This window comes from Trueperaceae bacterium, from assembly GCA_036381595.1.
In the GTDB taxonomy this organism is placed as follows: domain Bacteria; phylum Deinococcota; class Deinococci; order Deinococcales; family Trueperaceae; genus DASVCN01.
In genome coordinates this window covers 70,616-83,587 of record DASVCN010000034.1, presented here as the reverse complement: position 1 = coordinate 83,587, position 12,972 = coordinate 70,616, and the positions used below count along the sequence as shown (strand labels likewise).

Sequence of the window (12,972 nt, the reverse complement as noted above, 5' to 3'; positions counted from 1 at the left end):
GCGGCGATGAAAACGCCGCTCGTGGTGCTCGGGGATTACGCCTGGGACGTCCTGATCCGCACCAATACCCGGCTGCTCGAGGGCGGTGACACCTACGGCGAGGTCATGCTCACGCCCGGCGGTTCGGCCGCCAACGTCGCCGTCTGGGCGAGCCGTTCGGGAATTCCGACCCGGTTCGTCGGTAAGATCGGCCGTGACCGCTTCGGCGAGCTCGCCGGCGAGGAGCTGGCCGACGAAGGCGTCGAAGCCTATCTCGTGCGCACCGAAGCTCAACTGACCGGCTCAGTCGCCGTCTTCGTAGACCATCGAGGCGAGCGTTCGATGGTCTCAGGCCGGGGCGCCGACCACTATCTGCTCCCCTCGGAACTACCCGTCGACCTCCTCGCCAACACCCGCCATCTCCACCTCACCGCCTGGTCGTTTTTCGCCGATCCGCCGCGAACCGCCGCCCGGCGGGCCGCGAAGCTGGCCAAGGAGGCGGGCTCGACGATCTCGTTCGATCCCGGATCGTTCCAGATGATCGAGGAGATGGGGCTCGACGCCTTCCTCGAATGCACTACCGACCTGGGAGTCGACCTGCTGCTGCCCAACCACGAGGAGGGGACCACCCTTACCGGTGAACGCGAGCCGCAGGCGATCGCGAGCGAGTTGGCGAGGCTCTATCCCGGCGCTCTGATCGCCCTGAAGCTCGATGCCGAAGGCTCGCTGATACTCGCGGACGGCACGAGCGAGCACATCCCACCGGCCACCGACCGGCTCGTCGACGCCACCGGCGCCGGGGACTCCTACGCCGGCGCTTTCCTGGCGCGCTTCCTGAACGGGCGTAGCGCGTGCGACGCGGCGAGGTTCGCGACCCGGGTCTCGGCCTGGACCATCCAGAAGCTCGGTGCCCGACCGGCAGCCGACGCCGAACTGAAAGCCATCCTCGCCGAGGGCTGAGTTGCAGCCCGCGATCGAGCCGGCCGCGTACTCCTCCCTCGACCCGGCAGCGCAGCGGCACGCCGGGAACGTATGGTCGCGGGTACAATCGGGCGATGGATGTCAACTCGAGGGAGGAGGTCGTCTTCGTCGACGGTTGCCGCCTCCCTTTCCGTAAGGCGGGAAGCGACTACGCGGAGCTGACCGGCTACGATCTGGCGCGCACGGTCATCGCCGGACTGCTCGCCAGGAGCGGTCTGGACGGCGAGGAACTGGACGGGCTCGTCATGGGCTCGGTTGTCCAGAACGTCAGGACCAGCAACGTGGCACGTGACGCCGCACTGGCAGCGGGAGTGCCCGACGAGGTACCGGCTCACACGGTCACCATGGCCTGCATATCGGCGAACCGGGCGATCAGCGACGCCGCCCTCGAGCTGGCGACCGGGCGCGCCGGCCTCATCCTCGCCGGCGGAGTCGAGTCGCTCTCCGACATCCCCATCGGCCTCGGCAAGGAGGCGCGCAAGAGGCTCCTCGATATGCGCAGGGCCAAGAGCGCGCGCGACTACCTGGGCCTGCTCAGAGGACTCCGGCCCGCCGACCTGCTCCCTCGAACCCCGGCCATCGCCGAGTACAGCACCGGCGAGACGATGGGGGAGAGCGCCGATCGGCTGGCGGCGGCCTTCGGGGTGACCCGCGAGGAACAGGATGCCTACGCCCTGCGCTCCCACCAGGCCGCCGCTCGGGCCACCAGGGAAGGCCTCCTCGCCGGCGAGATCGTGGAGACGGCGCTGCCACCCGAGTTCCGACCCCTGTCGAGCGACAACACCTTCAGAGAAGACACCAGCATGGAGAAGTTGGCGAAGCTCCCCCCGGCGTTCGTGAAGCCGTACGGTACCGTCACCGCCGGAAATTCCAGCCCGCTCACCGACGGCGCAGCGGCGACTCTGTTGGCGACACGCTCACGCGCCGCGGAGCTGGGCCTCGAAGCCAAAGCGGTGATCCGCGACTGGGTCTTCGTCGCTCAGGATCCGGGCACGGAACTGCTGCTGGGCCCGGCTTTCGCCCTCCCCGAACTGCTCGAGCGCAACGGCCTCAGCTGGAGTGACCTCGACGTGGTCGAGATACACGAGGCGTTCGCAGGGCAGGTGCTGGCGGTCCTCACCGCTCTCGGCTCGGACGAGTTCGCTCGCGAACGGCTAGGGAGGGACGGTCGAGTCGCGAACGTCGACCTCGAGAAGATCAATCCCTGGGGCGGGTCGTTGTCGCTGGGCCACCCGTTCGGGGCGACCGGGGCGCGACTGCTGACGACAGCCGTCAACCGCCTCCACGCAGAGGACGGAAGGTACGCCGTCGTCACAGCGTGCGCGGCCGGCGGTCTGGGCCACGCCATGCTCCTCGAGCGAACCGAGCGATGACTTCGATCCAACTCGAACAGCGCAAGGGTGTCGCGTTCGTCTGGTTCGACAGGTCCGACGGGCCGAACCTCCTCGACCGGGCAGCGCTCGGGTCGATGCCGGAGGTGCTCGAGCGTCTCGAGAACGACGAACAGGTAGAGGCAGTAGTCATCGCGTCACGCAACCCGGCAGGCTTCGTCGCCGGTGCCGACATCGCGCTCTTCGACGAGTTAACCGACAGAGGATCAGCGCTCGAGCTGATCGGCGAAGCCCAGGAGCTGTTCGAAAGGCTGGCCCGTCTGCCCAAGCCCACCGTGGCTGCCATCCACGGGCCGTGCGCCGGCGGCGGCCTCGAGCTCGCCCTCGCCTGCGACTACCGGCTCGCCAGCACCGCCCCCAACACCCACCTCTCTGTCCCCGAGGTTCAGCTGGGCCTGCTGCCCGCCCTGGGCGGCACCCAGAGGCTGCCGCGACTCGTGGGCCTGCAGGCCGGTCTCGACCTGCTGCTTACCGGCAGGAAGGTGTATTCCAAGCCGGCCAGGCGGATGGGACTCGTTGACTCCACGATCCACCCCGAAGGGCTGGAGGGCGCTGCGCTCGCTGCCGCCAGGACGCTCCTCGCCGGCAGTGGAGGGAAGGCCCGCAGACACGGCATGAGTCGGCTGCTCGAGCGCACCCCCGCTAAGGAGCTGATCTTCCGCCGCGCGGCCGAAGAGGTACAGCGCCAGACCCGCGGCAACTACCCCGCCCCGCCGAGGATCCTCGACACGGTAAGGCAGACCTACGGCGGCTCGATCGCGAGGGGCCTCGAGCAGGAGGCGGAAGCGTTCGCCGATCTGCTCTTCACTCCCCAGTCCCGCGCACTTCGCCACCTCTTCTTCGTCCGGACGGGCACCCGCCGGAACCCGTTCTCGGGAGAAGCGCGAAGCGTCGAGCGGATCGGTGTCCTCGGCGCGGGGCTGATGGGCGCGGGCATCGCTCAGGTGAGCGCCGCCTCTGGCTATCGGGTGACCCTCAAGGACCGCTCGTTGGAGCTCGCGGCCCGCGGCAAAGCGGCCGTACACCGGGGAGTGAGCGAGCGTCTCGGGAAGGGCCTCAACTCCTTCCAGCGAGACCTCATCCTCGAGCGCCTGACCATCGCCGACGACTACCGGCCGTTCAACGGGGTCGACCTGACCATCGAGGCTGTCCTGGAGGATCTCGAGCTCAAGCGTCAGGTCCTCAGCGAGGTGGAGGCCGTCACTCGCCCGGAGCACGTCTTCGCTTCGAACACCTCGTCGCTCCCGATATCGCGGATCGCAGCCAGCGCAACCAGACCTGAGCGGGTAGTGGGCATGCACTACTTCTCGCCGGTGCCCAAGATGCCCCTCCTCGAAGTGGTCCGGGGCGAGCGGAGTTCGACGGAGGCGCTGTCGACCGCCGTGGCGGTAGGGCTCGCGCAGGGTAAGAACGTCATCGTGGTCGCCGACCGGCCGGGCTTCTACGTCAACCGGATCCTCGCCCCCTACCTGAACGAGGCGCTCCTCGCCGTTCGCGACGGAGCGGCGATCGACGAGGTGGACCGGGTGATGGAGGCAGCCGGTTTTCCGGTGGGGCCTTTCCGCCTGCTCGACAACGTGGGGCTCGAGGTAGCCGGCAAGGCGGTAGGGGTGATAGCCCCGCTCTTCGAGGAGCGCGGGGTACAGCTCGACGACTTCGTCTCGCGAGTCCGGGCAGAGGGCCTGGCCGGCCGCAGCAACGGCAAAGGCTTCTACCGATACGACAAGGCGGGCAAGAGGCGGGTCAACGAGCGGGTCTACTCGCTCCTAGGCGCGAGGCAACCTCACACGTTACCGGAGCCCGAGATCCGCGACCGGTTGCTGCTGGCCCTGGTGAACGAGGCCGTCCACTGCCTCGACGAGGGGATCATCGCTTCGCCTGACGACGGCGACGCCGGGGCGGTGTTCGGGATCGGGTTCCCACCCTTCCTGGGAGGGCCGTTCCACTACCTCGAGCAGGTGGGCAGAGAACAGGTCGCATCGCGCCTGCAGGAGCTGAACGCGAAGTTCGGACCGCGCTTCCGCGGCGCCTCGGGCCTCAGCGTGTAGCGACCGAATCGGACCGGTAGAAGCGCCAAGCGGCCCACAACGAAAAAACGCGCCCTCTGGCGCGTCCGATACCTTCAATCTACCGCCGTATTCGCTATTCGTCAAGTCCTTGCGGTCGACCCGTATCTTTCCCGGCCGAACTCCCCGAAGCCGAGCCCAAATCCCCTCCCGGGCCGGCCGAATGGGCCACCGATAGGTGCTCGAGCCGGTCGCGGGTTACGGCCTGGCAAGAGGCTGACGTCGCGGGTTACGGCCTGGCGGAATTTGACGTCGCGGGTTACGACCTGGCAGGTAGCTGACACGCAGGTGACGGCCAGGTTGGAAGCCGAGCCCGTGCGGCGTCAACGCCGCCTGAAGAACTCGTAGTAACGCTGGCTCCCGCTCTCTGCCGGCTCGTCGCGATAGCGCATCGCCAGCGCCTTCTCCTCGAACTTGGAGAAGAACTCGTCCCAATCGATCGGCTCGAGCTCCTCCTCGTTACCGAAGCCGATCTTGAGCACGCCTACGTCGTCACCACCACTGTGACTGCCCTGGACCGTAGCGGGGTAGCCTCCGCGCTCCTCCGCCCAGCGCCTTATCGTCTCGTGGTCGATGGTTACCCTGTTCTCCTCGGCGATGGACATCGTCTACCTCCAGTCGGCGTCAAGCCTACTTACTGACCGCAGCGAGCGAAAGTGACCTGCGGGAACGTCCCAGGCCGCCAGTGATGCCTCATGTACCGATCCCCCAGCACCCCAGCTGCTCGCGTACTCCCCAGTGCCCGAGTTGCTCGCCTACTACTCCCCCAGGTGGCCCGAGCTGCTCGCGCACTCCCCCAGCTGCCTTAGGTTCTCGCGTACTACTCCCCCAGGTGCCCGAGCTTCTCGCGTTTGGTCGAGAGGTAGCGTTCGTTGTACGGGTTCTGTCCCACGTTGAGCGGCACGCGTTCGACGATCTCGATTCCGTAGCCGTCGAGTGCCGCTACCTTGCGCGGGTTGTTGGTGAGGAGCCTCAGCTGGCGGACCCCCAGGTCGTGGAGGATCTGAGCGCCGATCCCGTAGTCGCGCAGATCGGCGGCGAAGCCCAGCCGCTCGTTCGCCTCGACCGTGTCCGCTCCCTCGTCCTGCAGCCGGTAGGCGCGGATCTTGTTCAGCAGGCCGATGCCCCGCCCCTCCTGGCGCAGGTAGACGAGCACGCCTCTGCCTTCGTCGGCGATCGCCTTGAGGGCTGCGTCGCGCTGGAAGCCGCAGTCGCAGCGCAGGCTGTGAAGACCGTCGCCGGTGAGGCACTCGGAGTGCATCCTCACCAGGACCGGCCTGCCGTCGCCCACGTCCCCCAACGTGAGGGCGACGTGCTCGCCGCCGTTCAGCTCGTCCATGTATCCGTGGATCGTGAACTCGGCCCAGGGGGTAGGAAGCTTCGCCGCGTCCACATGGTGCACGAAGCCGTCCCGCTCGAGCCGGTAGGCGATTAGGTCGGCGATGGTTCCGACCTTCAGATCGTGCTGCTGAGCGAACTCTAGGATCTCCGGCAGACGCATCATGCTGCCGTCACTGTGCATGAGCTCGCTCAGCGCCGCGACCGGCTTCAGTCCGGCGAGGCGGCTCAGGTCGACCGCCGCTTCGGTGTGCCCGGCGCGCCGCAGCACGCCTCCGTCGCGGGCCCGGAGCGGGAAGACGTGTCCGGGCCTTGCCAGGTCGTTGGCGGTCACCCCGTCTTTGGCCGTGGTGAGGATGGTCGTTGCCCGGTCTTTCGCCGAGATCCCCGTGTCTATGCCCTCACGTGCCTCGATCGAGACGGTGAAGGCGGTGCTCCGCTTGGCGGTGTTGTGAACAACCATCGGCGGCAGTTCGAGGTGGTCGGCCAACTCGTTGGTCATCGCCACGCAGATGACGCCTCCGGTGTGGTGGATGGTGAACGCGATCAGCTCGGGGGTGACGTTCTGGGCAGGGATGATGATGTCGCCCTCGTTCTCCCGATCCTCGTCGTCGACCACGATCACCGGCTTTCCGCGGCGGAGTTCCTCGAGGAGGGTGGGGACGGTTGCGAGCCTGGGATCAGTGGGGGACACGGTTCTGCTCCTTCATGAGCTGCAGTCGCTCCAGGTACTTGGCTATGAGGTCTGCTTCGAGGTTGACGAGGCTGCCCCGCTCTAGTTCGCCGAGGGTCGTCGCCTCGAGCGTGTGCGGGATGAGCCAGAGGGTGAACTCCCACGGCGCCAGGGCGGGGTCGCTGCCGCCCGGTCCGCCGCAGTCGACGACCGTCAAGCTCACCCCGTCGACGGTGACGCTCCCCTTGGGCGCCAGGTAGCCGGCGAGTCGTTCGGGGGCGCTGACGGTCAGCACGAAGGCGCCGGGTTCGCTGACGATGTCGGTTACCCGTCCGACGCCCTCGACGTGGCCGCTCACCATGTGGCCGCCGAAGCGGCCGCCCGCCGCCATCGCCCGCTCCAGATTCACGCGCGCGCCCTGCTGCCAGCGCGGAGCCGTCTTGGCTACCGTCTCCCGTGAGAGTTCGGCGGAGAAGCCTTCCCGGTCGAAATCGACGACCGTCAGGCAGCAGCCCGACACCGCTACCGAATCGCCCAGCTTCATGTCCTGCGTCACCAGCTTCGCCGCTACCCGTATCCGCAGGTCGCCGCCTGCCTGCTCGACCCGGGCGATGGTTCCTACCTCCTCGACGATGCCGGTGAACATCAGCCCGCTCCCTGTTCGCCGGCGCCGGAAGAGCGGCGTACTAGCCGCGAAGCCGTAGGCTCCCGGACGGGCAGGTGCGAGGCCGCCGAGTCCGGGTAACGGACGCTGGCGGTTACGAGGAGGTCGTTGCCCACCTGTTCGGTGCCGACGCCGTCGAGCTCGATCGCGTCGTCCATGCCGTCGACTCCGAGCCCGCCAAGGGGGGTCTTGCCCGCTCCGCCCAGCAGCTTGGGGCCTATGAACCAGGCGACCTGGTCGACCGCCTGCGCTTCGAGGAACGACCAGGCGAGAGTGCCGCCGCCCTCGAGCAGCAGGCTGCGAACGCCCTGCTGCCTGAGCAGCCGCAACGCCTCGACGACCATCGCCCGACCCCTTTCGGCCCCGACCGTGAACACCTTCGCTCCCGCCCGTTCGAGCGCTTCGATCCGGGAATCCGCTGCCTTCTCGGTCACGAAGATCCGGACGTCCGCTGCCTCGCCTCGCTCGTCTGGCTCGAAGAGTCGGGCGCTTTCGGGGGTTCGCGCTACCGAGTCGAAGACGACCTTCACCGGCGTCCGGCCGCCGTCGTACCTGACCGTGAGGAGCGGATCGTCGAGGAGGACAGTGTTTATGCCAACCGCAACGGCGTCGAGCCGCGAGCGCCACTGTTGTACGAGGGAGCGGGCCGGCTCACCCGTTATCCAACGGGATCGACCGCTGCGCGTGGCGATCTTCCCGTCGAGGGTCATCGCCGTCTTGTAGAGGACGAACGGGCGCTTCTCCTGCTGCAGCCGCAGGTAGGCGGCGTTCTGGGCGTCGGCTTCCTGGCGCAGTACGCCCTCGACCACCGGGATGCCGGCCTCCTGGAGGCGCTTCACTCCACGCCCCGAGACCCTCGGATCCGGGTCGGGGCTGGCGATCACGACCCGCCTCACCCCGGCGGCGATCAGCGCCTCGGTGCAGGGGGGCGTGCGTCCATGGTGGTCGCACGGCTCGAGCGTCACGTAAACGGTGGCCCCGTGCGCCATCTCTCCGGCGGCCTCGAGCGCGCGAACCTCGGCGTGAGCTTCACCTGCCCGCTCGTGCCAGCCTTCCCCGACGGTCCCGTACCCCTCGCGGACCAGCACGCAACCCACCATCGGGTTCGGCAGCGTCGTCTGTCGGCCCCGTTCGGCGAGCTCGAGCGCCCGCCACATGTAGCGCTCGTGCTCCTGGAGCGGTTCGCTCGCTCCGCCGGTCACCGGCCCGCTCCCCGGCTCGCCTCGCCCGAGGCACTCTCGATTTTCGATCCAGATCCATGCATCGCGTCGCCGGACGCGTCGCTGCGCGCCTCGGCTCACCTCCTTCTCTCATCCGGACTGTCACCGTCGGTGCCGGACTTGCACCGGCTCGGGCCCGCGCCTGGATGGCCGCTCGGCTTCGCGGACTTCGGCCGGCTCTCTTCGTCGAGAGCGGCCGTCACCGCCGGTAGGGGATTCCACCCTGCCCCGAAGGATCAGATTTTCAGCGGGCCTCGCGGCCCTGTCACGAGTATAGGGCGAGACGGGGCGAACCGCCTGTAGTTCGGGCTGGCTCGAGGTTCAGAGCTGCGAGAAGGTATCGCAGGCGGCCGGGTCGCCCTGCTGGTAGCCGGTGCGGAACCAGCTGGTGCGCTGCTCCGAGGTGCCGTGAGTGAAGGTCTCCTCGTCGATACCGGTCGCGCCACCGCCCCCCTGCACGAGGCGATCATCTCCTACCGCAGCAGCCGCGCGCAGGCCCTCCTCGACGTCGCCACGCTCCAGGTCGCCCCTTGCTTCGACGGTGGAAGCCCAGACGCCGGCGAGGCAGTCTGCCTGCAACTCCATCGCCACCGAGAGACGATTGGCCAACTCCGGGTTGCTGCTCTGCGCGCTTCGGACATCGCTCGCAATCCCCAGCAGGTTCTGCACGTGGTGGCCCATCTCGTGGGCGATGACGTAGGCCTGGGCGAAGTCGCCCGGTGCGCCGAGTTGCTGCCGAAGCGCCTCGTAGAAGGATAGGTCGAGGTAGACGTTGCCGTCGACCGGGCAGTAGAAGGGACCGACTGCCGAAGGCGCCACCCCGCATCCCGACTCGACCGCCTGCCGGTACACCACCAGCGTCGACTCCTGGTACGGCGTATCGCTGCCTTCGAACGTCTGCTGCCACATCGACTGGGTGTCGTCGAAGACGTAGGAGACGAAGCTGAAGAGCTCCTCCTCGGCGGGACTCTCGGCGACCGGGGGCGCGGCGGGCGACGGTCCGCTCACCTGCGGGGTGATCCCCAGCAGCGAGAAGAGGTCGGTGCCCAGGATGAGGCTGAGCACCAGCAGGATCGCCGTTCCTCCGATACCCAACGGAACGCCCACTCCGCCACGACCGCGGCGGTCCTCGACGTTGCGGCTGGGGCCTCTGTCCTCCCAACGCATCAGCTCGCTCCTCCCGACGCTCCCGAAGGCGCGCCAGCCAATCTTCGGTCGGCAGCGCCGACCGCACCAGGCAGAGGCGCACAATGACCAGCCGGCCGACATCGGTTACAGTGCCGGTCATGAGACGGGCGCGGAACACGATCGGATGGCGTTCGAGCAGGCCGTGGCGAAACGGGGCGGGACGGTGAGGAAACTACCGCAACTCTTCGAGAACAACCGACGCTGGTCGCAGCGTCTGCGAGCAGAGGATCCGCGGGCTTTCGAACGGCTCGCGGCGGTGCAGCGGCCGGATTACCTGTGGATCGGCTGTTCCGACTCCCGCGTGCCAGCCAACCAGGTCATCGACCTGCCCCCGGGCGAGGTATTCGTGCATCGCAACGTGGGCAACGTCGTCGCTCACACCGATATGAACGTGCTCTCGGTACTGGAGTACGCGGTCGAGGCGCTGGCGGTGAAGCACGTGATCGTCTGCGGGCATTACGGTTGCGGCGGGGTGGCGGCAGCCCTCGCTCCCGCAAGGCCGGGAATGCTCGCCGACAACTGGCTCAGGCACGTTCGCGACGTTGCGCACCACCACCGCGAGGCCCTGGAACGGTTGCCCGAGGAGCAGCGGCCTCGCCGGCTGGCCGAGCTGAACGCCTTGACCCAGGCGCGCAACGTTTGCAGCACCAGCATCGTGCAGAAGGTTTGGGCGCAGGGGGACGAACTCTCGGTCCACGCCTGGATCTACGGGTTGGAAGACGGCATCCTGCACGACCTCGACTTCACCGTGTCGAGCATCGAGGAGGTGGATCCCGCCTACCGGGTGGCCACGGGGGCGGCGGCCTGAAGACCCCAACCGACCGGGACGGCCTGAAGACCGAGACCGACGGGGACGGCCTGAAGACCGACACCGACGGGGACAGCGGCAAGTGGCGGAGTCCCGAGGACCTGAACCGACCGGACGCCAGCCTGAAACTCACTCAGACCGGGCCGGCGCCCCGAACAGCTACTCGGCCTTCCGTCTGACCCCCAGGTAGAGTTCGGCGATGTCGCGGCGCTCCAGCAGCTCCCGCGCCGCCCCCTCGAAACGAACCCGGCCGTTCTCCAGCACGTAGCCTCGGTCGACGTACTCCAGCGCCTGCTTCGAGTTCTGCTCGACCATCAGGATCGCCGTGCCGACCTCGGAGATGCGCCTGATCGTCGCGAACATCTCGCGCATCGCCTGGGGCGAGAGGCCGGCGGAGGGTTCGTCGAGCAGCAGCAGCCCCGGCTGGGTGAGCAGCGCCCTGGCCATCGCCAGCATCTGCCGCTGACCGCCCGAGAGGGTGCCCGCCTGCTGGCGCCGGCGTTGCGCAAGGATGGGGAAGAGGTCGAGGATCGCGGCTCTGCGACGGCGCCGCTGCGCCCTGGGCAGCATCATCGATCCGATGTCGAGGTTCTCCTCGACACTCATGTTCCGGAAGACGTTGTCTATCTGCGGCACGTAGCCCAGGCCCAGCCGCACGATCCGCTCGGGCGGCAGCCCCGCCAACGGCTCGCCCGCCAAGGTGGCTCCTCCGCCCATCTGCCGGGCCAGGCCCAGCAACGCCTTGAGCAGGGTGCTCTTGCCAGCGCCGTTCGGCCCGAAGACGAGCACCGACTCGCCGTCGGCCACTTGCAGGTCGACCCCGAACAGGATCTGCAGCGAACCGTAGCCGGCGTCGAGTCCGTCGACCTCGAGGAGTGGCGAGCTCATGTGACCCCTCCCAGGTAGGCCTCCACCACCATCGGATCGGACTGCACCTGTGCCGGCGTGCCGTTGGCCAGCACCCGCCCCTGGTGCATGACGACGACCTGCCGGCACAGGCTCATGACCAGGTCCATGTCGTGCTCGACGATCAGGAAGGCGACGCCCCGGTCGTTGATCTCGCTTATCCGCTCCATGAGCGTTCGCGTCAGGGAGGCGTTCACGCCGGCGGCGGGCTCGTCGAGGAGGATGAGTCGGGGTTCGGTCATCAGCGCCCGGCCCAGGGAGAGCAGTTTCCTCTGCCCACCCGAGAGAGATGTGGCGGGCGCATCGGTGAGGTGCGAGAGCTGAAGGAAACGGAGCAGCTCGTGAGCCCGCTCGTTGAGCTCCCGCTCCCGTCCCCGCGAGCGCGCGCTTCCGGTGAACGCGGTCCAAAGCGACTCGCCCGGCTGGTCGGCCCCTGCCACCATCAGGTTCTCCCAGCAGCTCATCCCGTGGAAGAGCCTCGGCGTCTGGAAGGTCCGGGCCAGCCCGAACGCGGCGATCCGCTCGGGCGGTCCGCCGGTGACGTCGCGGCCGTCGAGGATCACCCGGCCTTCGTCCGGCCTGGTCACCCCGCTGACCATGTCGAACAGGGTCGACTTGCCGGCTCCGTTCGGGCCGATGAGCCCCGTCACGCCGCCGGCCGGTACCTCGAAGCTGCAGCCGTCGACCGCCTTGATGCCGCCGAAGCTCTTGCTGATGGCGTCGACCTTCAGCAGACTCACTGCGCCTCCCCCGGGGGCGGAGCCTTGCGCAGCCGCTCGGGGAGGATGCCGCGCGGGAAGAAGCGAACCGTGAGGATGAGCAGCAGGCCGATGAGCACGAAGCGGAGCGAAGGCAGGAACGAAGGGTTGCGGCGGCTCAGCTCGTCGAGCCCGGGAATCGCCCCCAGGAAACGGGTGCCTTCGCGGATGACCATCAGCAGCAGGGCGCCCAGCAGCACCCCCCAATGGTTGCCGGCCCCGCCCAGGAGGAGCGCCAGCCACACCTGGAAGGTGATTATCGGGACGAACTGGCCCACGTGAACCACGCCCAGCCAGTGGGTCCAGAGGCTGCCTGCGAAGCCGGCCAGGACTCCGCCCATCACGAACGCCCCCAGTTTCAGCAGGGTGGCCCGCTTGCCCAGCACACGTGCCGCTGTCTCGTCGTCCCGTACCGAGCGGAGCGCCCGGCCGTAGGGGGACTCGGTGAGCCGGATGGTGAGGATCAGCAGCAGTGCCACCACGGTAGCCGTGATCAGCAGGTAGGCCACCGGGAACCGGTCGATGCCCAGCGGGGTTCCCCTGAGCGGTTGCGGAACGTTGGTGATCCCGAACTGGCCGCGGGTGAGCCACTCCTCGTTGCTCAGGAAGCTGCGGAAGATCTCGGCCATGGCGAAGGTGGCGATCGCCAGGTAGTGAGACGAGAGGCGGATGCTCGTCGCGCCCACCAACAGAGCGAGGAGCCCGGCGACCAGACCGCCCAGCAGGAAGCCGAACGGCAGCGGCAGGCCCAGACCGACCTCGTACCTCGCCCCCGCCTCGAGGTAGGCCGCGCTGCCCGGCGGCGGCAGCGTGGCTACGGCGCTGGCGAACGCGCCGGCCGCGAAGAAAGCGACGTGACCGAAGTTCAGGAGGCCGGTGTAGCCGAACTGGACGTTGAGGCCCAAGGCGAGCAGCCCGTAGATGAGCGCTAGCGTGAGCAGGCTCACGAGGAACGGCAGGAGCGACATCAGTCCTCCCCGCGGCGGCGCACGGGACCGCG

General features: G+C 68.3%; 12 protein-coding genes and 1 riboswitch. Of the genes, 4 read left to right on the top strand and 8 right to left on the bottom strand.

Features of this window, described 5'->3' with window-relative positions; genetic code table 11:
• Positions 1 to 6: 6 nt before the first annotated feature.
• From VF168_12235 to VF168_12225, 3 genes are all read left to right on the top strand, one after another.
• On the top strand, positions 7 to 939 hold the full coding sequence (locus VF168_12235; GenBank protein ID HEX7004944.1) for a carbohydrate kinase family protein: 933 nt from the start codon (positions 7 to 9) through the stop codon (positions 937 to 939).
• 95 nt (positions 940 to 1,034) lie between these two features.
• Positions 1,035 to 2,333, top strand: coding sequence for an acetyl-CoA C-acyltransferase (locus VF168_12230; GenBank protein ID HEX7004943.1), 1,299 nt, complete (start codon positions 1,035 to 1,037; stop codon positions 2,331 to 2,333).
• A complete protein-coding gene (locus VF168_12225) occupies positions 2,330 to 4,399 on the top strand; it encodes a 3-hydroxyacyl-CoA dehydrogenase NAD-binding domain-containing protein (protein HEX7004942.1) in 2,070 nt (689 codons plus the stop codon). The genes VF168_12230 and VF168_12225 overlap by 4 nt, the downstream gene beginning before the upstream one ends.
• A gap of 341 nt (positions 4,400 to 4,740) precedes the next feature.
• Here VF168_12225 and VF168_12220 read toward each other — a convergent pair whose 3' ends face one another.
• The 5 genes from VF168_12220 to VF168_12200 all read right to left on the bottom strand — a co-directional run bounded on the left by VF168_12220 (position 4,741) and on the right by VF168_12200 (position 9,479).
• Complete coding sequence (locus VF168_12220; GenBank protein HEX7004941.1) at positions 4,741 to 5,022, bottom strand: hypothetical protein; 282 nt, start codon at positions 5,020 to 5,022, stop codon at positions 4,741 to 4,743.
• Between the two features lie 215 nt (positions 5,023 to 5,237).
• On the bottom strand, positions 5,238 to 6,449 hold the full coding sequence (locus tag VF168_12215; GenBank protein HEX7004940.1) for a bifunctional 3,4-dihydroxy-2-butanone-4-phosphate synthase/GTP cyclohydrolase II: 1,212 nt from the start codon (positions 6,447 to 6,449) through the stop codon (positions 5,238 to 5,240).
• The gene (locus tag VF168_12210) at positions 6,436 to 7,074 is read right to left on the bottom strand and encodes a riboflavin synthase (protein ID HEX7004939.1); all 639 of its coding nucleotides are present in this window, start codon (positions 7,072 to 7,074) and stop codon (positions 6,436 to 6,438) included. Before VF168_12210 ends, VF168_12215 begins: the two co-directional genes overlap by 14 nt.
• Positions 7,074 to 8,294, bottom strand: a complete 1,221-nt coding sequence (ribD, locus tag VF168_12205) for a bifunctional diaminohydroxyphosphoribosylaminopyrimidine deaminase/5-amino-6-(5-phosphoribosylamino)uracil reductase RibD (GenBank protein ID HEX7004938.1) — start codon at positions 8,292 to 8,294, stop codon at positions 7,074 to 7,076. Before ribD ends, VF168_12210 begins: the two co-directional genes overlap by 1 nt.
• 96 nt (positions 8,295 to 8,390) lie before the next feature.
• Positions 8,391 to 8,552: riboswitch (FMN riboswitch) on the bottom strand.
• Between the two features lie 81 nt (positions 8,553 to 8,633).
• Positions 8,634 to 9,479, bottom strand: coding sequence for a neutral zinc metallopeptidase (locus VF168_12200; protein HEX7004937.1), 846 nt, complete (start codon positions 9,477 to 9,479; stop codon positions 8,634 to 8,636).
• A gap of 145 nt (positions 9,480 to 9,624) precedes the next feature.
• Here VF168_12200 and can point away from each other — a divergent pair, with 145 nt between their 5' ends.
• Complete coding sequence (gene can / locus VF168_12195) at positions 9,625 to 10,308, top strand: carbonate dehydratase (protein HEX7004936.1); 684 nt, start codon at positions 9,625 to 9,627, stop codon at positions 10,306 to 10,308.
• Between the two features lie 159 nt (positions 10,309 to 10,467).
• On the opposite strand, the gene VF168_12190 is transcribed toward can, so the two are convergent.
• Genes VF168_12190 through VF168_12180 form a run of 3 tightly spaced genes read right to left on the bottom strand, consistent with a single transcriptional unit; the run spans position 10,468 to position 12,940 of the window.
• The gene (locus VF168_12190) at positions 10,468 to 11,196 is read right to left on the bottom strand and encodes an ABC transporter ATP-binding protein (GenBank protein HEX7004935.1); all 729 of its coding nucleotides are present in this window, start codon (positions 11,194 to 11,196) and stop codon (positions 10,468 to 10,470) included.
• On the bottom strand, positions 11,193 to 11,954 hold the full coding sequence (locus VF168_12185; protein HEX7004934.1) for an ABC transporter ATP-binding protein: 762 nt from the start codon (positions 11,952 to 11,954) through the stop codon (positions 11,193 to 11,195). The genes VF168_12190 and VF168_12185 overlap by 4 nt, the downstream gene beginning before the upstream one ends.
• A complete protein-coding gene (locus VF168_12180; GenBank protein ID HEX7004933.1) occupies positions 11,951 to 12,940 on the bottom strand; it encodes a branched-chain amino acid ABC transporter permease in 990 nt (329 codons plus the stop codon). Before VF168_12180 ends, VF168_12185 begins: the two co-directional genes overlap by 4 nt.
• Positions 12,941 to 12,972 lie beyond the last annotated feature (32 nt).